At 56.3% G+C, this 24,958-nt stretch carries 21 protein-coding genes; 6 read left to right on the top strand and 15 right to left on the bottom strand.

Annotated elements, in window-relative coordinates; genetic code table 11:
• The coding region (locus R6U20_RS14075; RefSeq protein WP_410338471.1) for an ISAs1 family transposase at nt 1-671 on the bottom strand (671 nt) is incomplete at its 3' end.
• A gap of 156 nt (nt 672-827) precedes the next feature.
• On the opposite strand from R6U20_RS14075, the gene R6U20_RS14070 reads away from it, so the two are divergent.
• The 6 genes from R6U20_RS14070 to hpf all read left to right on the top strand — a co-directional run bounded on the left by R6U20_RS14070 (nt 828) and on the right by hpf (nt 7,807).
• A complete protein-coding gene (locus R6U20_RS14070; RefSeq protein WP_410338470.1) occupies nt 828-1,343 on the top strand; it encodes a hypothetical protein in 516 nt (171 codons plus the stop codon).
• 82 nt (nt 1,344-1,425) lie between these two features.
• A complete protein-coding gene (gene rsmI / locus R6U20_RS14065) occupies nt 1,426-2,094 on the top strand; it encodes a 16S rRNA (cytidine(1402)-2'-O)-methyltransferase (protein WP_410338469.1) in 669 nt (222 codons plus the stop codon).
• Between the two features lie 230 nt (nt 2,095-2,324).
• Nucleotides 2,325-5,264, top strand: a complete 2,940-nt coding sequence (locus tag R6U20_RS14060; protein ID WP_410338468.1) for a DUF2723 domain-containing protein — start codon at nt 2,325-2,327, stop codon at nt 5,262-5,264.
• An 811-nt stretch (nt 5,265-6,075) separates the two neighbouring features.
• Nucleotides 6,076-6,381: a cold-shock protein gene (locus R6U20_RS14055; RefSeq protein ID WP_410338467.1), complete on the top strand. Its 306-nt coding sequence runs from the start codon at nt 6,076-6,078 to the stop codon at nt 6,379-6,381.
• Nucleotides 6,382-6,705: 324 nt separating this feature from the next.
• The gene (gene ybeY / locus R6U20_RS14050) at nt 6,706-7,152 is read left to right on the top strand and encodes an rRNA maturation RNase YbeY (RefSeq protein WP_410338466.1); all 447 of its coding nucleotides are present in this window, start codon (nt 6,706-6,708) and stop codon (nt 7,150-7,152) included.
• A gap of 340 nt (nt 7,153-7,492) precedes the next feature.
• Nucleotides 7,493-7,807, top strand: coding sequence for a ribosome hibernation-promoting factor, HPF/YfiA family (gene hpf / locus R6U20_RS14045; RefSeq protein ID WP_410338465.1), 315 nt, complete (start codon nt 7,493-7,495; stop codon nt 7,805-7,807).
• 453 nt (nt 7,808-8,260) lie between these two features.
• On the opposite strand, the gene metF is transcribed toward hpf, so the two are convergent.
• The 14 genes from metF to R6U20_RS13975 form a co-directional block, all read right to left on the bottom strand.
• Entirely contained in the window at nt 8,261-9,220 is a 960-nt protein-coding gene (metF, locus tag R6U20_RS14040) for a methylenetetrahydrofolate reductase [NAD(P)H] (protein ID WP_410338464.1), read from the bottom strand.
• 125 nt (nt 9,221-9,345) lie between these two features.
• Entirely contained in the window at nt 9,346-9,651 is a 306-nt protein-coding gene (locus R6U20_RS14035) for a hypothetical protein (protein ID WP_410338463.1), read from the bottom strand.
• Nucleotides 9,652-10,148: 497 nt separating this feature from the next.
• Nucleotides 10,149-10,571, bottom strand: a complete 423-nt coding sequence (locus tag R6U20_RS14030) for a cytochrome C oxidase subunit IV family protein (protein ID WP_410338462.1) — start codon at nt 10,569-10,571, stop codon at nt 10,149-10,151.
• Between the two features lie 88 nt (nt 10,572-10,659).
• Nucleotides 10,660-11,358 (bottom strand): cytochrome c oxidase subunit 3 family protein, encoded by a 699-nt coding sequence (locus R6U20_RS14025; RefSeq protein WP_410338461.1) that lies wholly within the window; start codon nt 11,356-11,358, stop codon nt 10,660-10,662.
• 65 nt (nt 11,359-11,423) lie between these two features.
• Nucleotides 11,424-13,160, bottom strand: a complete 1,737-nt coding sequence (ctaD, locus tag R6U20_RS14020) for a cytochrome c oxidase subunit I (protein WP_410338460.1) — start codon at nt 13,158-13,160, stop codon at nt 11,424-11,426.
• Nucleotides 13,161-13,214: 54 nt separating this feature from the next.
• The gene (gene coxB / locus R6U20_RS14015) at nt 13,215-14,165 is read right to left on the bottom strand and encodes a cytochrome c oxidase subunit II (protein WP_410338459.1); all 951 of its coding nucleotides are present in this window, start codon (nt 14,163-14,165) and stop codon (nt 13,215-13,217) included.
• 91 nt (nt 14,166-14,256) lie between these two features.
• A complete protein-coding gene (locus R6U20_RS14010; RefSeq protein ID WP_410338458.1) occupies nt 14,257-15,120 on the bottom strand; it encodes an SCO family protein in 864 nt (287 codons plus the stop codon).
• A gap of 143 nt (nt 15,121-15,263) precedes the next feature.
• On the bottom strand, nt 15,264-16,031 hold the full coding sequence (locus R6U20_RS14005; protein ID WP_410338457.1) for a hypothetical protein: 768 nt from the start codon (nt 16,029-16,031) through the stop codon (nt 15,264-15,266).
• A 186-nt stretch (nt 16,032-16,217) separates the two neighbouring features.
• Nucleotides 16,218-17,480 (bottom strand): hypothetical protein, encoded by a 1,263-nt coding sequence (locus R6U20_RS14000; protein WP_410338456.1) that lies wholly within the window; start codon nt 17,478-17,480, stop codon nt 16,218-16,220.
• 76 nt (nt 17,481-17,556) lie between these two features.
• Complete coding sequence (locus tag R6U20_RS13995) at nt 17,557-18,195, bottom strand: c-type cytochrome (protein WP_410338455.1); 639 nt, start codon at nt 18,193-18,195, stop codon at nt 17,557-17,559.
• A gap of 46 nt (nt 18,196-18,241) precedes the next feature.
• On the bottom strand, nt 18,242-18,841 hold the full coding sequence (locus R6U20_RS13990) for a DUF3341 domain-containing protein (RefSeq protein WP_410338454.1): 600 nt from the start codon (nt 18,839-18,841) through the stop codon (nt 18,242-18,244).
• 41 nt (nt 18,842-18,882) lie between these two features.
• A complete protein-coding gene (gene nrfD, locus R6U20_RS13985) occupies nt 18,883-20,349 on the bottom strand; it encodes an NrfD/PsrC family molybdoenzyme membrane anchor subunit (RefSeq protein ID WP_410338472.1) in 1,467 nt (488 codons plus the stop codon).
• 125 nt (nt 20,350-20,474) lie between these two features.
• Complete coding sequence (locus R6U20_RS13980) at nt 20,475-23,627, bottom strand: 4Fe-4S dicluster domain-containing protein (protein ID WP_410338453.1); 3,153 nt, start codon at nt 23,625-23,627, stop codon at nt 20,475-20,477.
• Nucleotides 23,628-23,742: 115 nt separating this feature from the next.
• Complete coding sequence (locus R6U20_RS13975; protein ID WP_410338452.1) at nt 23,743-24,390, bottom strand: cytochrome c3 family protein; 648 nt, start codon at nt 24,388-24,390, stop codon at nt 23,743-23,745.
• Nucleotides 24,391-24,958 lie beyond the last annotated feature (568 nt).

Raw genomic sequence — 24,958 nt, 5'->3', positions numbered from 1 at the left:
TGCTTCAACAGGCTAAGCGCCAGCCGACGGACCACGCCCAAGTTCTGCGCTGCATGCCCGGTTCGCACTCGCCTCTGATCTTCCCCAAACGCTACATCCAACGACCAATGCAGCTTGTTCTCCACATGCCAATGGTGGCGTACGGCCTTCAGCAGTTGATCGGGGGCCGCCTCTAAGCTGGAGATAAACAGCCGTTCTTCTCTCTCAACGGCCCCATCAGGATGGTGGCGCTCCGACTGAATTCGGCAGATCGTTGACAGTCCGGGCCAGCCTTCCGTATTCGATTCTCTATTCAATTCCGTATTATTGTCATCTGTATCATTGATAGCAAGGGCCCAGTAGCGCCGTACTTCGACGCGATCATGTCCTCCGTCAACCGACGTATGCGGCTCGGGAAGACGCCCAATGGCCTCTAACTGGTCAAAAAGGGCCTTTGCATCCCGATATAGATGCTTCTGGTTGGCCTTCAGCGTGATCACGTAGTCGGCTCCTGCGCGTAGAATCTCCTCAGCAACCTCCGCATAACATCCCGCTGCATCAATCGTCACGATCGCTCCTTCCAGTTCCAGCAGGTGGAGCAGCGGCGGAAGCGTCTTGGTTTCGTTGGTGGTCGCAGGCACCGCTTCCTGGCCTAACACCACCTCTTGCTCACACGACCATGCATTGGCCATCTGGAGCGCGGCCTTGCTTGACGCGCGGGTCGCCCCCCGCTGCCCCTCCGAACATTGCCTCTTTTATGAGTGGCGCCATTTCCGAAGTTTCGGTTCACCATGCTGGTTTGTAAGTTGGAAAAGCGTATTGTTTTCTATCGGACTCAAGCACTGTGTATGCGCATTCAATCGATCTTTATCGGAAGCGTAGTGGTGGGCGTGCTTAGCACGTCGTATCTGTCACTCATCAATCTCTTATGCTGCTTTGGAGTGATGCTCGGAGGCGGTGTCGCTGCCTGGCATTACATCAGCACATCCAACCGCTCCATTGACCCGGTAGAGGGTGCATCGCTGGGTGCTGGAGCCGGGTTCTTGGGCTCCCTGCTTAGTGCCGCCTTCGACTGGGCCCTGCGTCCGCTGGGACTGGATGGCGAATCTGTCATTCAGAATCTGATGGGCATGGACATGGAGCAGATGATGCAGCAACAGGACGAGATGGTACAAGAATCGATGATGCAGGAGCCCAGCGTTGGCATGATTCTGATTACGCTGATTATGGGAGCCATTCTCTGGGCGGTGTTTGGCGCCCTCGGTGGCGCTGTTGGTGCCTCCCTCTTTGGCGGGAACGACGCCGACCCCGACACGCCTCCGCCTCCGCCCGATGCCCCATCACAGACCGACACATCGTGGTAGCCCCTACGGTCCGGCTCCACTGTTTTTTCGGCCCCACCGCAACAAACGTCTCCTCGCATTCCTTGCGCCTTCGTTCCCCTACATGCTGTACCTTGTCCCCACGCCCATCGGCAACCTCGACGACATGACGTACCGGGCGGTCGATACGCTGAAACAGGCTGACCTTATTGCCTGCGAAGACACACGCACTTCGGGCGTGCTGCTGAACCACTACGCCATCGACACGCCCACCACAAGCTTTCATGCTCACAACGAGCATGACAAAACCCCGCATCTGGTGAAGCGCATGCGCGTGGGTCACGACATCGCTCTCATTACCGACGCGGGCACACCGGGCATCTCCGACCCCGGGTTCTACCTGGCACGGGCATGCCACGAGGCCGGCGTACCGGTATCGGCGCTGCCCGGTGCTACCGCTTTTGTGCCCGCCCTTACCGCCAGCGGCTTACCCTCCGATCGCTTTGTGTTTGAGGGCTTCCTCCCTCGCAAAAAGGGCCGTACAACCCGCCTGGAGAAGCTGTCGATTGAACCACGCACAATCGTGATCTACGAATCGCCGTACCGACTGGTGCGCACGCTCGACGATCTGGGTCGCGCTTTCGGAGGCAACCGCGCGGCAGCCGTGGCCCGTGAACTAACCAAAATGCACGAGGAATTGCGTCGCGGCACGCTTACGGAGCTGTGCACGTACTACGGTGGAGAGTCGAAGGTACGCGGCGAATGCGTTATTGTCGTAGCTGGCATTGACTGAAACGGTAGGCGCAGTGCTTCTACCTCCTCCTTATAACACATCTCCAACCAAATATTTGCCCGATTTACACAGCCCTGGCATCACATTGCTAAAAGGTTGTTCGTTTGTTGGATCCGTGGCTCGTTGACCGCATTGATGTGCACGTCTGTTCTTGCTCCTGTACCACCTGCTCCTGTACCACCTGGGAGCGTTCCCCGCTTGTTCTGATTCGGTAGCTGTTGCCCTCCTGCATGACTTGGTCGCGCCTCGACCGGTATATTCCGGCCGCTCTGTTTACCTTCGCCCTGATCCTGTACGCGCTGACGGTTGCCCCCACGGTCTCATTCTGGGATCCAGGGGAGCGCATTGCGGTCTCTCACACCCTCCAGATTCCCCACCCTCCAGGCGCGCCGTTCTACATGCTGGTGGGGCGCTTCTTTTCGATGTTCATGCCTGCCGCATACGTGGCGCTGTCTATGAGCGTGATCTCAGTGCTGGCCAGCGCCTTTGCGGTGCTGCTCACCTACCTCACTATCGGACAGCTTATCCGAGAGTGGCGCGGGCCCAAATCCACATGGAGTCCTGACGTGCGCATTGGCGCGTATGTGGGCGGCCTGGTGGGCGCGCTCACCCTTGCTGTGTCGGATTCGTTCTGGTTTAACGCGGTGGAGGCCGAGACCTACGCGCTCTCTACGTTCTTCACAACGCTCTGTGTGTGGCTCGCCCTCAAATGGAGCGAGTATGCCCGTGCCGAAGACCGAGCGCTATCTCGGGGTACGAAGCACGTATTGGGCTCCTCCTCCGAACGCTGGCTGCTCGTCATTGCCTATCTGTACGGGCTGGCTATTGGGATTCACCTGCTTAGCCTCCTCTCGCTGTTCTTCGTGGCCCTCATTGTGTTCTTTCAGCGCTACGACCAACCCGACTGGAGTGCAGGCACGCGCTTTCAGTATCTGGCCCTGGCAGGCGGCGTGGCGTCGGGCATCTTCTTGCTGCTGTATCCGGGTATTATTCAGGGACTCCCGGCGGTGCTGGCCGCTACAGAGGCCCCCTTCTTCGTGCTGTCGGTTATTGTAGCGGGGCTTACCTATGCGCTGTACATCACCCACACCAAACGGATGCGCATTGCGAACCTGCTTTTCCTGTACGTGGCCCTGGCCCTGATTGGCTACTCGTCGTATGCGCTGATCCCCATTCGCAGCTCCATCAACCCGCCAATTGATCAGAACAACCCGTCGTCGTTCGAGAACTTTATCTCGTACATGTCGCGCGAGCAGTACGGCGACCGTCCGCTCTTTCGGGGCGAAACATATAACGACCGCCTCGGCCGCGTTGAGCGCGACGAGGAATCGCTGTTCCCGCGCCGCTGGTCGCCGAACCCGCAGCATGCGCAGGTCTACGACCGCTACAACTCCGACTTTGACTTCTTCCTGCGGTACCAGGTCGGACACATGTACACCCGGTACTTCCTCTGGAACTTTGCTGGGCGCGCTGCCGACACGCAAGATGCCCCAGCGGCTACCGGCATCTCGTTCCTCGATCCGGATATTGCCGACACCGCCACCGTTGACACTGCTACCCCCAGCGAACAAGCCGGGCGCAGTGTCTACTTTGCCCTTCCGCTCTTACTGGGCTTGTTTGGCATTTTCTACCACTTTACGTGGGACTGGCGCCGCGCAACGGCGGTGGCATTCTTGTTCTTCATCACTGGCATCGGCATTATCATCTACCTGAACCAGACCCCGCTGCAACCCCGCGAGCGGGACTATTCGTATGCAGGTAGCTTCTTTGCCTTTAGTCTGTGGGTTGGGCTCGGGGCCACCGGTATACTGCATCTGCTCAAGGACAGCGTCCTGGCAACGTGGGAATCCTCGAAGCGATGGCTGGCCTTGGCGGGCGCTGGTGCGCTGCTCCTGGCCACCGTGCCGGGCTGGATGCTCATCCAAAACTACGACAACCACGACCGCTCGGGCCGCTATCTGCCCCACGACTATGCCTACAACATGCTGAACAGCGTGGCGCCCAATGCCATCCTGTTCACCAACGGCGATAACGACACCTTCCCCCTCTGGTACCTGCAAGAGGTCGAGGGCGTGCGGCGCGATGTGCGCGTGGTGAACCTCTCGCTTCTGAACACGCCGTGGTACATTGATCAGCTCAAAAACCAGCAAGCGCGCGACTCGGCCCCGCTTCCTTTCTCCTTTTCGGATGACCAGGTCGACGATCTGCGTCCGCGTCCCTGGGAGGCCCAGTCGGTCTCCATTCCGGTAGACTCGAATGCTGTGCTTTCCAACGAAACCGTGCATCCCGACGACGCCGACCGCATGGCCTCTAACATGCAATGGCGCCTCGAAGGGCGGCCCTTCGATGAACGCAGCAACATGCTTCAGATTGCCGATCTGGCAGTGTTTGACATCATCCGCTCCAATGCACAAAACGACTGGGAGCGGCCGGTCTACTTCGCTGTGACGGTGGCGCAGAGCGGACGCCTTAATCTTGATGATTACCTGCAACTTGAAGGGCAAGCCTACCGGGTTGTGCCTGTGCAGCACGACCAGCGCTTTGGCCGAGTCGTGCCCGATATTACCATCGACCGTATGCAGGACTTTCGCTTCCGCGGGTTAGACGACCCCAGTGTGTATCACGACGAGAATGCACGCCGCATGGCCGATGGGTATCGCTTGTTTGTCACACATGCGGCTGAACGGTGGGCCGCCATGGGCGCCGAAGAAGAGGCTCAGACCTTCCTTGATGACTTCATGGAGCAGGTTCCATTCGATACCATATCGGGCAACCTGCAGAGCTATGTGCTCACTGCGCAAGCCTATGAGTCGATGGGTGCAACCGACCGCGTCGCCGACATCATGACCGATATGGAGCCGCTGGTCTTCGACGAACTGCGTCAGGCTTCGGATACGCAGGACTTTCTCTTTGCGCTGCGCTTTGCCGGTTCAGTGCGGATTAGCTACCAGGAAGCCGATCTGCCCGACCGAGTCGACGCGTTCGATGCCCGATTCGAGGCCCTGCGCACGGAACTGCCCTATGACATCCCCGAAGACATCCTGCGCGACTACGGGCTCACCGACTCGGCGGCCCCCGACACTGACGGCTTGCTCCCCGAGTCTCCCGGTGGCGATGTCCAAACACCCCCGAATGCTCCGCCCGCAGACCCATCGAACCCGCAGGAGTAAACCACCTTAGAGCCTGTTCTGAATTCTTATTTTGGGCTGCGAGCGGCTCCGCTGGGCTGCAAACCAAAGCCCAAACAGGCTCTTATACCAGGTGCGAGACTTCGATGTACACGTTAGATTGGAGGCCGCCCGGGATATCCGCTTCGCTCCTGATCCCGGGCTAAGGATTTGCAGCCCATAGCCGGGGACCGCTTGCGTCCCCGGCGACATTAAGGCGAGTTTCGTCGCTCACCGATTGCAAACACCTGTATAATGATTCAGCGCAGATGGTATTAGCAAGGTGCTCCTCGTTCTTATGCCAAATCCGGTTGCCGCATTGTGGTATCCATTCTCTGTGGTACCCCGGATGTACTTCGTCAGTTGGCGCTCGGCCTCGTGTAAGGGAAGATGGTTTTTCATCCACCCGTTCACGCTTCCCTCCCCAATGGAGCATGCAGAGTTTGTATTCCAAAACTCGTGTGTCCTTGCTATCCATTTACCGGATATCACGGCATCCTGGCAGTTCGTGATGCACGACGCGCAACTCATTTCATTACAAACTTGACAGAATGTATATCTACGCTCTATATTCGAACTGTGTGCAGACTCACTGTGCTGCTGCGTTCGATCCTCGTAGTGCTTAGCTCCAAACGGATCTAAGCTCTCCCACTACTGAAACACCGGTGTCAGACTCGCACCATAGGTCTCTTGTGTACCGGCACACTCTTGTAGCGGGGGTACAGGCAAACGTGGATGCATGCTCGTATGAGTGCCTGCACACAATCCACTATCGTTATATGTGTTTTACGACGGCCTCTTAGTTGCTATGGATATGGAGCAAAGTACTGTTAAATGGTTCGATGCCAAGAAAGGATATGGATTTATCAACCACCCGGATGGTGGGGAGGATGTATTTGTTCACTACTCACAAATCGAATCGGGCGACGATTTCAAAACGCTGCACACGGACCAGCCGGTTGAGTTTGAGTTGAACGACGGCCCCAAAGGGCTCCACGCGCTGAATGTACGTGCGCAAGACGACGTGAGCTCGGGAGATGGCGAGGCTGCTTCTGCTCCGCCCTCCGACGAACTCTCGGTTTCACAAGACGCTTCAACCCCTGTTGAGTCGTCGCTCTAAGCATTTTCCGTTGCTGCCTTTTGATTCACCGTTACAACCCTCCGTCCCCCATTTTACTATGCATGCTACGGCAGGTGCTACGTAGTACGTGATCGTCGCTCTTCCCCGAAAGCGTTCCCCTACGAACGGTCTCCTGTTGGACGTGTAGGAATCGCTCCTGTATCCCTCTTGATCTGCGGGCAGGTCGGTTTCTTCATGGCCCTCTGATTATGTTGTGAGGTCCCGAATCTCATTTCAGAGAGCGGGCCCTGGAGATGTCGTCCCTATCGGTACCGATCACACAAGCGAGATTATCACGACACACTGACCGAATACTTACGCTGCATGATTGCCATTGAGCACGCCCCTGGCCTCGATACGCTTCCAGTAGACCCAGAAACACTCCGCTCACTACTTGCTCGGGTCGTTGATGAACAATCTGAGCAACAAGTCGAGTCCATTACTGTCGTACTAGGCCCGCATGCACTCATCCGCTCGCTGAACGTGGAGTATCTCGACCACGATTACAACACCGACGTGTTAGCGTTTAACCTAAGTGAGCAGTCCAATGTGCTTGAAGGCGAAGTGTATGTAGACGTAGACACCGCTCGTGAGCGCCACGCTGAATTCGACACCTCGGTTCAGGCCGAGGTTGTGCGATACGCGGTGCATGGCGTGCTTCACCTCATCGGTCATACCGACAAGACAGAGGCTGGTCAGGCCGCCATGCGCCAACTCGAAGATCAATACGTACAGGCCTTTACGGCCACGCCTACAGGTGATTCAGCATAGCAATACGGGTTGACTGTGCACCTGAACGTGGAGTTCCAGCTTCGGATCGTTTCATCCCTCTTTGTAGGCGGCTCCTAACGCTTTCGTCTGCAACACTTCCCCCGCCTGTGCGTGTCCGATACGCACGACAACGGACTGTCCTACAGCTTCACTGCCGTGGGCATTACGGGCCTTGCATGGGTCGTTCCGCACTCTACAGCGCGGCAGCGTACTTGGCTGGAATGCCCTCCCGGCATTCGATGCATTTTGGGGGATTGGAAATGCATTCCAGGGATGTGCTTCGGTCTAAAGACGTCGTTGTTGCTTTCGTCTGTTTGATTTCATAGCTGCGTTGTGCCTTATGAACCTCCAACTGACCACTCGCCACGTTACGGTATCGCCTCAAGTGCAATCGCGCGTTGAAGAGCGCCTTCAAAAGCTCGAACGCTACTACGACGGCATCATCAACGCTGAAGTTATTCTAAGCAAGAACAACAGTCCCGCCGAGGAAAAGACTGTTGAGGCCCGCCTCGATGTCTACCAGAAGCGGCTCACGGCCACGGGGGAAGCCAGCAACCACGAAGATGCGGCCAAAGACTGTGTTGATCAACTTCGGCGCCAGCTGGAGAAGTACAAAGCCCAGCTACGCCGCAAGGATAAAGATGCGCACCGATAACCTGAGCTTGCGCTGACTGCCCTATTGATGTCTGCTCAATTGTCTCGGCACCACGCCGACCCGGCCACGCTTTTTCTGCCCCTTTCTTCCGACTTCGTCCAACAGCGCGGTACGCCCAGACGAGCCTATTTCGTCTGGGCGCACTGCTTTCTGTGAGGCGTGGTATGATACCCAACTCAGTATGCTTCGTTGGTGTATGGAGGGATCGCGGAGTGAATGAAAAATATCTATGTCCTGCGCGAAGAGCGGGACGGTCTCCCACGACGAGATGACATGAGAAGCCCCAACTGCGTACGCCCTCACCGCAATGTTGCAGCCAACTTTGGTGTGATAGCTCTGCTGCTAAAGTGGACTGGAGCGGCGAACGGTCCTCTGTTCGCCTCCCCGCCACTGCTGCTGGAGACGTCCGCATCCGGCAATCCTTTCACTATGTCCTACCCTCATTCTGTCTCGTTAGGCCATTTCTCGTAGCGGCTCCACGACCTGTTTAACGGTTCTCGCACTCGACATGATATAAAAGTGTAGACAGGGTACTCCTGAAGCAAGTAGTTCTTCAGACTGCTGGATCGCCCACTCAATTCCCAGGTGCTCGACCTCTTCATCCGAGTCAGCTGCTGCAATTTCAGCCGCGAGTTCTTCAGGGATATCCGTATGAAAGTACGATGGCAACGACCGCAGATGACGCTTGCGTGTAATAATTTTGATGCCGGGAATGATGGGCACCTCGATGCCTACACTGCGGCATTGCTCTACAAAGTCAAAGTAGTACGCGTTGTCGAAGAACATCTGCGTCACGACATAATTGGCTCCCGCATCCACTTTCTGCTTGAGACGCATGATGTCCCATGCCATGTTCGGAGCCTGGAAATGCTTTTCCGGATATCCACCCACCCCAATGCAAAAGTTGGTGGGCTCCGCATCCATTAGATCCTCGAGGTAATCCCCCTGGTTCATCGCGGTGATCTGCTCCACAAGGTCAACCGCATACTCGTTGCGTGAGCGATCGGGCGGAAGATCTTTCTGAACGCCCTTGTCGTCGCCTCGGATGGCGAGCACATTGTCGATGCCCAAATAGTTCAGTTCGATGAGCGCATCTTCTGTTTCCTCCCGTGTAAACCCACGGCACAAGATATGCGGCACCGTGTCGATCCCGTAGCGTGCCTCAATGGCCGCACAAAGCCCCAGTGTGCCGGGACGTTTGCGCTTTACACAACGCTTCCATGTACCATCCTCCATTGGCTTGTATGACACCTCTGCCGAATGGCTTGTTACGTCAATGAAAGGCGGGTCGTAGGGCATCAGCTGCTCCACCACATCCAGCATCTGTTCAGCTGACCCACCACGCTTGGGGGGGATGATTTCGTACGAGATCAGCGGGTTAGACGCACGGTCAAGATGTTCAGTGACTTTCATTCGGGCAGGGTATTAACAGAAAGAGCCAACGAGGAGCCGTGTGAGGCCTCAATCTAAAAGAACAAGCCAGAAGAACACGGCTAAGGGGAGACGGATCGCCCCCATCGAAAGCAGTAAAGGCGTGTTTAGTTGCGACGCATCCAGACATTGTCGCGCCAGAGGTCGGGGAAGCCGTCAGAGTCGCCCCAGGCGTAGTAATAATCGGGCGATGATTTGCCGAGATACTGATTGCGCCGCTGATCTTCCCGAATCTCGCGGACGCCCACAGGCATACTTTTCGTCTTGCGTAGGCGCTGCTCACGGAGCACGACCGGATCTCGTTCAAAGGCGACGGGCTCTTCCGGGAAATACAACCGATATGCCGTTGCCACTACCCACGTCAGCAAAAAGAAGAGAACAGGACCAACAAGGGTAATGAAGAGCACATGCATGGCAACAGCAAGATTGGCTTGACACGGGCGCGTTCAACGGCATCAGTGCAGGTGCACTGAGTAAAGGGGTTGTATGCAAAGGCATTGGTGATTCGGTAGTGTAGTGTGGCATGGCCTTGTATACCATGCCACCTTTTCTCATAATCGAAGGCTCTTCCGGGCAAGAGCCGTACATGCCCCCTCATCATGCATGCAACACGAACTGCGTGTCCGCGCGCACTACAAGAGTAGATGCACGCCCAACCGTGGAGGGCTTGGAGGGATGCATGACACCCTGGGTCCTGTATAGACGAATCTTGAGGCTTGAAGATTCGAAGCACATAGCCCGTTAGCAACTCCTTGCCCGTGCGCATCAAGATTGTTGCGTTTGGCACACACAAAGAGCGCTTCTCGGCGCATCGATTTGTATCCAGACCCCTCCTCCGTTACATCGTCACTTCACGAAGACGCCAGCACGCAACTTCTAATCGCTGCATATTCCTTCACTGCACATTTCTTCACTGCATATCTCCAGGTGCAACTTGCAGATCTTCTGGATCCACATCAGACTCTTGTAGCTGCTCATTGAGACGCTCACGCTCATCCACTGTTAAAGGATCTACGTTATCCATATCGCCTCGGAATGCCGTATCGAGCAAGGTGAATGCAAGAAAGACAGCTACAAAAAGCACCCCGACGCTAAACGTTAATGTGTTAACCGGGTTGTCGTACTTCAGCGCCATGAAGATCATGACGACAAGTGTTGCTTTGGCTGTAGCCAAGCCAAGTGCTACCGGAATTTCGAACATCCCTAAGTCGAAGGGGGACAAACCTACCGTAATGCCAGTGAGCGCCAGGAGGGCAATGAACACCGTCATCAGGGTAGAAATCGGGATAATGTGGTGACCGTGGGCAGCGTGGTCGTCGGTTTCGTGGGCCATGGATGTAAACTTGAGTTTCTTCGGTACAGGGGATCCGGCAAAATGACGCGTTCTATACAGCCGTTCCGGGCTCCATAAAATGTGCGCGCTACACGAGATACAATAGTGGGAAGAGGAAAATCCAGATGATGTCCACAATGTGCCAGTACAGTCCCGTAAGCTCAACAGGTGTGTACCACTCGTCGCTGAAGTGGCCGCGGTGAGCGCGCCACGCCATCCAGCCAATCAGTCCCATGCCAATGACCACGTGCACGCCGTGGATGCCGGTCATCACAAAGTAGATACTGAAGAACTGTGACGCATACGGAATCGCCGCCAGATACTCGTAGCTTCCTGTGGGGTCGAATGCCTCACCTGGAAAGATACCGTACTTGAACTTGGCTGTGTACTCAAAATACTTAATGACCAGGAATCCCCCAGCTAAGACCAGGGTGGCCAACAAGCTGAGCACTGTCTTTTGCTTTTCGTTCTTCTGGATGAAGTGAATCGACAGCGCGACCGTGAGCGACGAAGTAAGCAGCACGACGGTGTTTACCGAGCCCATTACCCAATCGAGCGTACTACTGGCCTCCACAAAAGCAACTGGATTCCAGTTCCGGTAGACGGCATACGCCACGAAAAGCGCCGAGAATAGCAAAATCTCGGTGATCAGGAATAGCCACATCCCCAGCTTTGCCGAGTCGAACTGCTGCTCCGACGAGACAAAGTGGTGCTGCAGATGCGGCGGATGGTGGTCGTGTTCGGTCTCGACCGATTCGGTGGTTGCCGGGGCGTTTTCAGTCGACATGGGCTACGTAAATCGTGGAAGATAAAAGAGCACAAGGCGTCCGCGTGGAGCCCCGTTCAGGACGTTTAGGCTGCGGAATCGCTTTTGGGAGCGGAAGGAGCCGCTTCTGGCGGAGTAAGCACGTCGTCGGTTCCTGCGCCATCGCCGCCCGCCTGGCCGTCTCCACTGCCGCCGAAGATCTCATCAGCTTTGTGGAAATCGTACGGGCCACGCGTTACGAGCGGCGTGCTCGCAAAGTTGTGCGGATCGGGCACTGCAGCTACGTTGGTCCACTCCAGTGTGGCAGCGGCCCACGGGTTCTGCGGCGCTTTCTTGCCGTAGAAGAGCGAGTGCAGTGCATATCCGAGCACCAGGAAGAGCCCAGATGCTAAGATAAAGGAACCGATTGTCGAAATCATGTGCAGCTCAGCGAAGCGGTCTACATACTCATAGTAGCGGCGCGGCATGCCCTGGCTGCCGAGCACCAGCTGCGTGAAGAACGTCACGTTGAATCCGATAAAGATGAGTCCTGCCGCAATCTTGCCAAGCGTTTCGCTATACATGCGCCCTGTGATCTTAGGCCACCAGTAGTGCATCCCGCCAAGAAGTGCAATGACCGAACCGCCCATCATCACGTAGTGGAAGTGTCCCACGACAAAGTAGGTGTCGTGCAAGTGTACATCCACGCCAAGAACACCTACCATAATACCTGTTAGCCCGCCGATGCTGAAGAGGAACAGGAAGCTAAGTGCATATAGCATCGGGGTTTGCAGCCACACTGATCCTTTGTAAAGCGTGGCGATCCAATTGAAGATTTTGATGCCCGACGGGATACCAATCAGGTACGTAATCAGCGAAAACACAATCGAGGAGATCGCCGACTGGCCCGATACGAACATGTGATGCCCCCAGACCAGGAAGCCAAGCATCGCAATGGCGACCGATGACAGGGCAATAGCGCGGTACCCAAAGATGCGCTGACGGCTAAACGTCGCGATCAGCTCACTCATGATGCCGAAGGCCGGCAGAATCATGATGTACACCGCAGGGTGCGAGTAGAACCAGAAGAAGTGCTGGAAGAGAATCGGGTCCCCGCCCAATGCTGGATCGAAGATCCCGATCCCCAGCGTTTGCTCCAGAATAAGCAGGAGCATCGTAATACCGACTACAGGCGTGGCCAGCACCTGCACAATACTCGTTGCATAGAGCCCCCAAACGAACAGCGGGAGCCGGTTCCAGGTCATGCCCGGTGCCCGCATCTTGTGGATCGTGACGATGAAGTTCAGCCCAGTGAAGATAGAGGCGAATCCCGAGACAAAGATGGCCGCAGTCATAAAGATGACCGCGCTTCCCTGTTGCGACGAGTACGGTGTGTAGAACGTCCACCCTGTATCCAACTGGCCAACAAGCAGCGCCGTTACCGTGAGCACACCTCCTGCTATGTAGACGTACCAACTGGCCAGATTAAGCCGGGGGAATGCAACGTCTTTTGCTCCGATCTGAAGCGGAAGCACAAAGTTGCCCAGAATCGCTGGAATCGAGGGCACGATGAACAGGAAGACCATCATGATGCCGTGCATCGTGAAGGTCTGGTTGTACTGATCGGCCGACATGATGCTGAAGTCGGGCGACATCAGTTCCAGGCGTACGGCCATAGCCAGCAAGCCCGCCACCAAGAAGACCACGGCAAGCGAGACCAAATACATGATCCCGATTTTTTTGTGGTCTTTGGTTGTGAGCCATCCCCAAAGGGTGTTTTCATGGTTAAGGTACGTACGCGGCTCGGCGTCTGTACCAGATGCTGCGTGTGCTGCCGCTTCCATAATGTGTCGCGTTCTTCGATGGAAAGGGATCCGAGAGGCGCAATCGACGCCTGCTTAGTCCTGCTCTTTGATGAACTCAATGAGCGCCGTCACTTCACGCTCTGACAGTTGCGCAAACGAGGGCATAATGCCCGACCGATAGCCCTCTACGATCTTTGCATCGGGCTCGACAATCGATTCGCGGAGGTAGTTCTCGTCTGCTTCGGTCGATGAGGCATCTGCAAAGTCGCGGTTGCTTTCGTACAGCCCCTGAAACGTAGGACCAGCTCCGTCCGATCCGTCAAGGCTGTGACATCCCTGGCAGCCGTTACGCTCGTACTGGACCTCACCAAGCTCGACCAGCGAGAGTTCGTCTTCGTCAACCCCGCCTGCCTCTTCCATCCACTCGTCAAATTCGTCTTGCGGAAGGACGTTGACTTCGCCAAGCATTTGGGAATGCCCCGTGCCGCAATACTCCGTACAGAAGAGTTCATAGGTGCCTGGCTCGTTCGCCTCAAACCAGACCGATGTGTACCGATTGGGCAGAACATCTTGCTTCACCCGAAACTGCGGGAGGAAAAAGCTATGCAGCACATCGCCCTCCCGACTGCTCAAGCGAACCTGCACCGGACGATCTGCCGGAATATACAGTTCATCGGTCGTTTGGGCTCCTTCCGGATACTCAAAGCTCCATCCATAGGAGTAGGCTTGTCCTTGGATCTCATACGCATTGGGCGGAGCCGTCTGTAACGTTACGAAGGTTTGGAAGCCCCAGGTAAAGACCAGGAGCACCAAAATCGTTGGCACCACAATCCAGGAGATTTCCAGGAGGCGGCTTTCCTTGACCGGTTCGGGCCGGTCGTTCGGATCGCGGCGGCGATATTTGTATGCGAAGTAGATCATTGCAGCCACCACCCCTACAAAAATGATGGCGCTGGCCCAATAGACGAAATAGAACAGGCCATCGACCTCGGCAGCCACCGTCGAGGCAGCTTCGGGAAGCCAGAACGTGCCGGAGTCATTCATGATAACGAAGACACTAATTGTGTGAGTGGGAAGAAGACCTCATGCGGCCCAAACAAAGACGTTGTGGGTACGCAGAGGCTGGGGGGATGCGTTATGTTTGTGGAGGGAAGGACGGCCCTTCGCTCAATTGGTCGTTCAACTGTTCACTTTCGCGGCGCCAGAACACGTACAGCATACCACCCAGCACGAGCACTGTCAATACAGAGGCCGCTTTCATCAGGTTAAAGGCATCGGCGGTGTATGTATTTTCGTTTGGGTCAAACTGAAAACAATAGAGCAGCACCAGATCAACGGGCGATCCTACCTGCCCATCGGACGCCTCAACCAGTGCTTTGCGCGTATCGCTGCGCGGCAATTCCATCCCATGGATGTACTGCGACACCATGCCGTTTCCACTCAAGAATACGTACGTCGTTGGATGCGCGTACTCTTGCTTTGACTCAATCCATCGGAGGTTGAAACCGACCGCATCCGTCAACGCATCGATGTTTTCAGCATCGCCGGTCAGAAAGTGCCATCCGTCCGAAGCCCCGGGCCGATCCAGCTGGTTCAGGTAACGCTCCCGCTGCTCGGCAGCCAGTTCATGCGACTCGCGCGGGTTGAAGCTTACAGTTAAGACCGTATACTCATCGCCCGGTGTCCAGTCGAGGTTGCCCATGGTGGTTGTAACCCCATTCAGTAGGAGCCCGCACAGCATGGGACAGTCGTGATATACCAGGTTTAACAGCACCGGGCGATCCCCGTCAAAGTACTCGCCCAGGGTAACCTCGGCGCCAGTATGGTCAGTAAATGTGAGGTCGTGAGGAACGGTATCGCCGTGTTTGCGATCGATTCCTACTCCTTCGTACTCGGCGCGCTGCTGGCCGGTGCGCTGCGCATCGGCGGGATTCGCGACTCCCCCTCCAATTAGGAGAACAGCCAACACGCCGAACAACAGATTGCGGCGTATAGGCATGCGCATGACAGTTCGGATACGGTGCAGAATAGCCATTCGGAATCATCCATACGAGCACGTTACGCCCGGGTTGCATTGTTCAAAACGGCTTCACCACACGATCATAGCGGAGTCAAAATTTGATAATCAGCGTCCATATGCGGCTATTCCTCCCCGTCTTCGCTACCCGCTTCTTCTGCGTTATAATCGTCTACAACTAAATCTATAGCACGGTCAATGGGGATACGGTAGGTGCCGTCCTCTTCATCAACAACTGCATACTCCGAAATCTGTCGGCGCCCATCGTCGTTTGTTTCTTGTGCAGCGGATTCTTGCGCACTTGTTGCTGTAGAACGCGCCTGCTGCCGCTCTACATTAGTCCACGCAAAGAGCACAACCACCGCAACTGCAATTACTACGATGATCGAAAACGCAATTCCTGCAATCTGCCCTGTCGCGATTCCTTCCTCGGCCACGCCGATCTCTTTCTCACGCTCCAACCGCGCATCGGGCGTAATTACACGTGCCGGAACTTCTTCTTTTGAGGAGCGCACCAACTCGAACGCTGGCCCCATATCCTCTTCTTGCTCTGGCAGCCCCCCATATGCTTCTGCTGCCTCGGCATCGGCAGCCACAAAGCTTTCTACGCGTCCACTTTCGCTGACTGTGTCGCCCGCCCCTGAAAGAACGCGCCAGAAGAACGTACGCTCATCGGTGGGAAAGAAGTCGGCAATGCCGACCGACGTGTGGCTACCCACGTTCTCTTCGAGGACAATGGTGTCGAATCGCGCCGATTCAGCCACTTGCAGGATGTAGTGATCGGCTCCCTCAACGGGCTCCCATTCGAAGCGAACGTCCGTGCCGTCAACGACATCGGCCTCGCGCGGTGTTACGATCGTGGGGGAACGCAAATCAGAAGACGAAGCAGTCATAGCGGATGGCAAAGGCGTGTCAGCAGAGCGTGTTCGCTTGTACGGGCAATCTTATGTATGAACAACCCTAACGCGAGGGTCGAAATGCGGAGCGAAAATACGGCTAAAGCGCGGTAGCTCGCTTCAGGGGACAAAGCTGTACAGCTGTAGCCGGGGGGGCGATCCGTTGTTGCAGGGCAGCCAGAGCTACACGTTTTCAAAGTGCATTGACTCCTGCAGGTACGGATGCCGATGCGGCACCAATGCATGGCGACTTAGCCGGTACACAGTTGCTCCCAAAAATAACCCCAGAAGCCCAAGCCAGGTTGTAAAGTCGAGCCAGTGGAATCCGCCATCTTCGAAGAGGTTAGGCATCGTAATCCAGTGCAGATCAAACCAGTGCATGCCGAAGAGCCACACCGCCAAGATGCCAAGCACCACGGGGATGCGCTTGGTAATTTGTGGAAGCAGAAGGAAGAAGGGCACGGCAAAGTGGAAGAGAATAAGCATCGCGCTGTGCCACTCCCATGCATGCTCCAGACGATGCCGGTAGAAGATAGTTACTTCCGGAATCCCAGCATACCAGATCAGCAGGTACTGACTGAAAGCAATGTAGGCCCAGAACACGGTAAACCCAAACAGGTACTTGCCGAGATCATGATAATGCTCGGGCGTGATCGTATCCCCAAGCATTCCACTACGCTGAAGGCTCGTCCCGATAATGATCATTATGGAGATGAGCGACAGCATCGCCCCAGCGAACAGGTAGATGCCGAATATGGTGGAGTACCAGTGGGCATCGGTTGACATGAGGATGTCGTAGCTGGCAAAAGCAACCGTTACTGCAACAAGGGGAAGTCCCCATGCACTGGTTGAGCGCAGCTTCGCCATAATCTCTGGATCTCCAGTCACATCTTGGGTGACCGAGAAGGTATACAGCCGATATGAAAGCAGCGACCAAATGGCAAAGTAGATGGCCATTCGGATACTCCAAAACGGGGTATTGAGATAGGGCGTTTTGCCAGCAATGAGTTCGTCGTACTTCGGACTTCCCTCTGTGATAACCTCGGGGCGGGTCCACTTGTACAGGTCATCCATCCCAAAAAGCACGGGGATGAATAGCAGTGCAAGCATGGGAAAACCCCATAGAAGGGATTCGTTGATTCGGTTCACAACGATACTCCATCCTGCCTTTGTTAAATGGTTAAAGAACAGGAAGAAGAGCGCCCCCAGACTAATGGTCAGGCAGAACGTCCACCCGATGAGGTACGACACATAAAACCGCTCTGGATTTACGAGCCACCCGAGTGCACTAATGGCAAGCAGGGCCAGTCCCAGTGCAACAGGTACCAGCCACGCGCGCCGATCGCCAGTAAACGTGAAGGCATTGGGCGCCGAATCCACGGTAGACCGTAGCGGATCAATCAGCCACGTGAGTAGCGAGGACGAGCGCGATTCGGTATCAGACATAACGTAACAGTCGAAGGTTCAGCGGGGGAGCCGCGATCTATGCGAAACGGGGAGGCAGGCGCTTATTCAGAAGCACTTACTCAACCGTAATGTTGGCGCTTTCGCCTTGCTCTATTTCTACGCGAGCGCTTTCGGGGAGGTCGTCTTCGCTGGCATTTTGGCTACGCTGAAGCGCCCGGATATACGCCACAATGGCCCAGCGATCTTGCACGGCGATCTGGGAGGCATAGCCCGGCATGCTCCGGATGCCGTTGGTGATTACATCGTAAAAGTGGCCATCGGGCTCTTCGTTGCGAAGCCGGTCGGCATGAAACGTGGGAGCAGGCGTGTAGCCATAGTCGCCCGTCATGATAATGCCTTCACCGTCGCCAGCGATTCCGTGACATACAGAGCAGTATACTTCGTAGCGTTCTTTGCCACGCTGCACCACTGCCTGCGATATATCAACGGGGTTGCTCTCTACGAGCACCCCGTCGTCATCTCGGCCTGTGTACAGAGCACTATCTTCACGCAGAAAGCCACGTGCTACAGTGCCGGATACTGGTTTACGCATCGCGGCGTTATCGGCAAAGAATGGGTTGGCATCTTGGGCATTGAACCGCTCTTGGTAGTCCATGTCCTGGTTCGGGTGGACGGGGGTCTCTTCCGACTCCATGCCCCGGCATCCGGTGAGCACGAGCGCCAGGGCCGCAAGGGAAAATACAAGGTAACGCATGCTACTGTGCAGGTTAGGATCAACCATAAAGGGGAGGCGCGGCAAGTTACGCATCTACTGCTTCGTCATCATAGATAAGCTCGACATGCTCTGCCCCAAGCTTGCGCAGGAAGGCAGCAGTCTCCTCGCGGTCGAACTGTGCATCACCGGCGGCAATGTGAAGGAAGAAGCTATCGTCGGTGGCACGGCTAAAACGCTCAGAGTAGAAGAGCGGGTTGTACGGGCGGGGCAGTCCATTGAGTGCAAGCATCGCCCCCACAGTAACCACTGCCGCGACCACAATGGTCAGCTCAAACATAATGGGCACCGATGGCTCAATGGAAAAGAAGGGCTTGCCGCTGATGTTGATCGGATAGTCAACGGCTCCCATCCACCACATCATGAGCGCCCCTCCCAAGCATCCGGTTAGCCCTCCGATGAAGGTGAAATAGCCCACTTTGGAGTTGCCCAGCCCCATAGCCTCATCCATGCCATGCACGGGAAAGGGGGAGTGGGTGTCGAACTGCTTGTAGCCGGCCTCGCGCGTGGCTTCGGCGGCGTGGAGCAGAGCACCGGGATGCGGAAACTCGGCAAGCAGCCCATACGCCCCATCATCGGCACCCTCGAAGATGCCCATCGACGCCTTAATTTCCTGAATTAGTGTCATGGTCAGCAAGAGTTCATTGTCAGTAGAGCAGAGGGATCAGGTTATGCCGTGCGGTCGTCGTCCGCTCCATCATCATCGGAGAGCGGCGTGCCCTGGCGTCCTCCACGGTAGCTCTGGTATCCTTGTGAGGGCTTGATGTAGGGCGTGTTGCGTTCGCTGGCCGAAGCCGTTTGCCCGTCGCCCTCGTAGTGGTGCGGGTCGGACTCGGGGAGTGCGGTTTTTACCTCGGCCATTGCTACAATAGGAATGAAGCGCAGGAAGAGGAGAAACAGCGTAAAGAAGAGCCCGAACGTCCCCACAAACGTGAGCACATCAACAATGGTAGGCGTGTAGTAGCCCCAGGAGCTGGGCAGGAAGTCGCGGTGCAGCGACGTAATCGTAATCACGAAGCGCTCAAACCACATCCCGATGTTCACAAAAATAGAGAGCGCAAACATCACCGGAATCGACCGGCGCAGCTTTTTGAACCAGAAGAGCTGCGGCGTAACCAGGTTACATGTCATCATAATCCAGTAGGCCCACGCGTAGGGTCCGAAGGCGCGGTTCAAGAATGCGTACTGCTCATATTCAAGCCCCGAGTACCACGCAATGAAGAACTCCGTGATGTAAGCGAACCCGACGATCGTCCCTGTCACCAGAATGATGACGTTCATTTTTTCGAGGTGGTCGATCGTAATCAGGTTCTCCAGGCTATAGATCTTGCGTGTAATGACGAGCAACGTAACCACCATCGCAAAGCCGGAGAAGATGGCTCCCGCCACAAAGTACGGCGGAAAGATCGTGGTATGCCAGCCCGGAAGAATGGAAACGGCAAAGTCAAACGACACCACCGAGTGCACAGAAAGCACAAGCGGTGTGGCCAGCCCTGCCAGCAGCAAGTATGCTTTTTCGTAGTTACGCCAGTGGCGGTTTGCACCCGTCCATCCAAGCGACAGGAAGCCCAGAATGCGCTTGCGAAAGAATCCTTTGGCCCGATCCCGGAAGGTGGCCAGGTCAGGCACCATGCCCACGTACCAGAAGATCAACGATACGAGGAAATAGCTCGACACGGCAAATACGTCCCAGAGCAGCGGACTCTTAAACTGCGGCCACATTTCCATCTGGTTCGGGATGGGAAGCGTCCAGTAGATGGCCCAGACCCGCCCCACGTGGAATGTAGGGAAGATGAGCGCACAGATCACGGCGAAGATGGTCATCGCCTCGGCAGCGCGGTTGATGGATGTGCGCCACTGCTGCCGAAAAAGAAAGAGAATGGCTGAGATCAGCGTTCCAGCATGGCCAATACCCACCCAGAACACAAAGTTCACGATGGGCCATCCCCACGCTACCGGCTGGTTGTTGCCCCACACCCCCACACCGTTGTAGATTTGATACGCCAGCATGGCCAGCAGTAATACTGCACCGCTAGAGGCAAAAGCAAAGGCCACGAACCATGCTTTGGGCGTTTTGCGCTCGGCATGATACGACACCAACTCAGTGATGTCATTAAACGTGAGCCCGCCCTTCACGAGCCGGGGACGCTCGTGGAAGTTGTCGTGGCCGTCGGGCCCGTCGTTATGTTCAGTACGATTGTCCACGGGTTTCTACGCTTGATTCAACAGGGTGAGCGTGGAGGCCAGAGGGTACGCCGCAGCTACGCCGTTTCAGACGATGCGTCGGCTGTATCCAGGCGAGGGTTGGGGTTCCGGACGCGCCCAAGGTAGGACAGACGCGGTTTCGTGTTCAGGTAGTCGAGCATTTCGTAGCGACGCGGGTTCTCGCGCTGTGCCACCAGTTCGCTGTCGGGGTCGTTCAGGTCGCCAAACGTGATGGCATTGGTGGGACACGCCTGCTGACAGGCCGTTTGCACTTCGTCGGTCTGCATGGGGCGGTCTTCGTTGCGTGCCTGGCGCTGCGTGTCGCGCACGCGGTGAATGCAGAATGTGCACTTCTCCATGACGCCGCGCGAACGCACAGTTACACGTGGGTTTTGGGCCATCTGCACCTGATCGGGCAGCGTACCCACCCAGTTGTAGTAGTTAAACCGGCGCACCTTGTACGGGCAGTTGTTCGAGCAATAGCGTGTACCGATGCAGCGGTTGTACACCATCTGGTTGGTACCATCAGGCGAGTGCACTGTAGCCGCAACCGGACATACCGATTCGCACGGCGCGTTTTCGCAATGATGACACGTAACCGGCTGCGTCACCATCTCCGGATCCTCGTCGCTCGCGTCTTCGCTCACGTAGTAGCGATCCATGCGCATCCAGTACATGTGGCGCCCATTTCCCACTTCCTCTTTCCCGACCACCTGCACGTTATTTTCGCTGGTGCATGCTATCACGCAGGCATTGCACCCCATGCATGTGTTCAGGTCGATGACCATGCCCCACTGATTGTCGTAGTAGGGATTGTCTTTCATGGCGGGCTGCTCCGACGGATGGTTCTCCGACCACAGCTCCGGGTACTCCTCATACGACTCTTCAGGACCGGGCACTGGCTCGCCCATCTCGCTGATGTGCTCGGGAGCATCGCGGAACTCTTCGAGCGTAGACCACCGTGCCAGCGGGCGGCCTTCCATGGAGCCGTGCTCCTGGGTAGATACGATTTTGTATCCGCTTCCCACTTTACGTATGGAAGCACCGGTAGCAATGCGTCCATTATTTGAGCGGATGGGCGCCACATTCGTGCCCACAGGCTCATACGACGTGCCATCGTCCTGCACGCCTCCAGCCAGCGGCCCATCGCCGTAGATGTCAGTGTATTCGTCAGTATTCCAGAAGGGTGTGCTGCGCTTCGACCGGCGGGTTGAGAGGGCTCGTCCATATCCCATCGTCACGCCAATGGAGCCGTCAGGGAAGCCGGGTTGAATCCAGACTGGAAGCGTCACAGCCGCGTCGTTGACCTCAATCTCGATCTCATCGGCCCGGAACACCCCCGCGTCGTAGGTAACCTCAACGTCTAACTCATCTGCCGTTGCGGGGCTCATGAGCGCCACGTTATCCCACACAATTTTGGTGATGGGATCTGGCAGCTCCTGCATCCAGGCGTTATTGGAGAACCGCCCATCGAGCAGGGTGGGGTCCAGACGCGTAACTACTTCGTAGCCCTCTTCGCTGTACAGGTCAATAGATTCGGGAAGCGCCACGGCATCGGGCTCGACGGTCGCGTAGGCGCTGTCTTCGAGGTATCCGTCGTGGAGCGTGCGGCGCCACACGTCTTCGAAGTTCTCATCGACCTGCTCACGCCACACCTCGCGCACCAGATCATATCCAGCGGTATCGGTGCCGGTGGCCAATGCATTTACGACTTCAAGCGATGAATGCGCATCTTCGTAGAGCGGATCAATGAGCGGCTGAATCACCGAAAGAGTGCCGTCGTAGGCGCGCCCATCGCCCCACGATTCAAGATAGTGGGTTTGGGGGACGTGCCAGTCGGCGGCACGGGCCGTCTCATCAACATGCATTCCAAGATGAATGGTCGTACCTACCTGTCGCATCGCCTCGGTAAACCCGAGTTCGGCAGGCGCGCTGTATGCAGGATTCACCCCCAACATGATGAGCGTGTCTACGGCTCGGCTACTCATGTCCTCAACGAGTGCACTGAGGGCCTCACTTTGCAAGGAGGGTGTCTCGGCTCCGGTATCGAATAACGTTACCGTTTCTCCAAGGCTACCCAACTGCTCGTTGATTGCCATCGCGAGCGCATGTACAGCTGGGGGCTGCGTTTCGCCTGCCACCAGCACGCTCTGTGGGCCTGCATTTTGCAGGTCTTCGGCCACGGCTGCAACGTATTCTTGCTCTTGTTCGGAAAGGCTCCCCGTGGACTCAACATCTACGCCAAGTTCAGCAGCGAGTGCGGTGGCCACATGCACAATGCGGCGTGCCTGCATACGCAGTCGGTTGTCGGCCATGCCGCCGGTAGTGGTATACGCACTCTCGACCGCATACAGGCGGCTCATATCATCGCTCGGGTCGCTTACCGTGCGATGCTCTGCAAAGGTTGCAGTGTTGTTCAGGAAGTTCGGATCACTACCACCAAGGAAGTCGGCGTCGAGGCTTACAATAACATCGGCGGCCCCAAAATCGTAGGCTGGACGCAGTGGTGCCCCAAATGCTTGCTGCATGCCTTGTGCCACGACATCGTCACCCTCAGCCGCATAGCTGATCCACTGCACATCCGCAAAGCGACTCTCCAGCCGTTCCCGCATGGACTGCATGGTGGGCGAGGAGGACGGTGGGGCAATGACAGCAACCGACTGGTTGTCGGCCTCATCACCGAGCGTGCGGCAGAAGCTCATGAAGTCGCTCCACTCGACGTTGCTTCCATCATCGAGCACGCGCTTCGACCGGTCGGGATCGTACAGGTTCAGCACCGAAGCCGGTTCGTAGGCGCTCACCCCTCCTCCACTGTATGGATGGTCGGGGTTGCCCTCGGCTTTTGTGGGCCGCCCGTCATCGCTTTTCACGACTACAGGACGCACCAGCCCCCGAAAGGGCATAGCCGTTGCGTACTCGTTGGGCACGCCCGGAATGGCTTCTTCGGGATTGCGGGCATGCGGAAGGATTTTCTCGACCGGACGCCGACACGCTGTGAGCCCGCCCATGGCTATGGCCGCCCCCATAAGTTGCAGGAACTGACGCCGCGAAGCACCACTCGGCGGCGTGCTCATGCCATCCTGAAACTCGTCGCGGTCGGACGTGTCAGCCGGGGCGTTCATTTGTGCAGGACTCCGCCAAAACTGCGGCCCCGACGTATCATCGCCAGACAGGTCCTTAGAATCGTTGATAACGTCAAGCTCGATCATGAAAATCGATGGGTCAAACCGTTCGTAAACAAAGAGGGTCGCGGCCGGGCCAGTAGGGCCACCGGAGGCTCAAACAGGCGGCCTCCCGAAATAGAAGGCGTCAACAGAACGCAGCTTAATAGTGACAGGCCGAGCAATTGGTGGGAGGCTGAATACCTTCGCGACGCACTTTCTCAAGATTGCGATCCACAAAGTCGGCCGGTTGCACATAGCCCATTGTTGTTACTTCCTCGGTGGGGCGCAGGTACAACTCGGGCTGACGGTGGCATTCCAGGCACCATCCCATCGAGAGCGGCTCCGACTGCGAAACAACTTCCATCTCGTCGATGCGCCCGTGGCACGTTTCACAGCCGACGCCCGCTCCCACGTGCGAGGCATGGCTAAACTTCGCATAATCGGGCAAGTGGTGTACCTTCACCCACTGAATAGGCTCGTCATCGGCCCAGCTCTCGCGCACAGGGGCCAGCTTCGGCGAATCCGTCTTGATCTGGTTGTGGCAGTTCATGCAGGTCTGCGTGGCAGGCACGTTGGAGTGCGAGGCCTCTTCCACCCAGTTGTGGCAGTAGCGGCAGTCCATATCGAGCTGCCCCGCGTGTAGCTCGTGGCTAAACTCGACGGGCTGCTCCGGCCGGTACCCCACATCCGTAAACTCGGGCGAGAAATAATACCATACCAGAAAAACAAGAATCACGAACCCGAAGGCTGAAGCCCCCAGGGAAAGCAGGGGAAGCAGATTCGCTTTTTTGGGAAATATCTGTGCCATAACTACGGTATAAGCAAGGGACTACCGGAGTGCTACAGCGCATGCGCACCTCTCAACTTACAAAGGACATACGCTGATCTTATGTGCAGTTTGACGGGACAACGAGATGCTCTCCACAAGATAAAGTAAGAGCGTGGGGCTGTACGCCAAACGGATACCCAACATACAGCTTAGCATATCCGCACGCCAACCCCCCCGTTGAACTTTCACCAAACTTAACTCGTTTTCGGGTAGGTTTCAAAATAAGCTGCATACAGGTGTTATAAGGAACTCTATGGAATGCATAGGTGCACAGTTGGATCCAACCGTGCTATCCATTTTAACTGTGTTTGCCCTGTCGCAGCCAGGTCGTCTTTTTTCCTACGGCTTTTCCTACGGCGTCTACTATCGTCTTTCGGGGGCCCTCAAACGTTCTAATACCAGGTGCGAGACTTCGATGTACACGTTAGGTTGGAGGCCGCCCGGGATATCCGCACCCCAGGAGTACTCGGTCGCGGTGCTCCCAGCGCTTCGCTCCTGATCCCGGGCTAAGGATTTGCAGCCCATAGCCGGGTAACCTGTGCCGACC

Source organism: Longimonas sp., assembly GCF_046498435.1.
In the GTDB taxonomy this organism is placed as follows: domain Bacteria; phylum Bacteroidota; class Rhodothermia; order Rhodothermales; family Salinibacteraceae; genus Longimonas.
The sequence above is the reverse complement of the archived record's forward strand: the minus strand, read 5'-3'. Positions and strand labels throughout refer to the sequence as shown.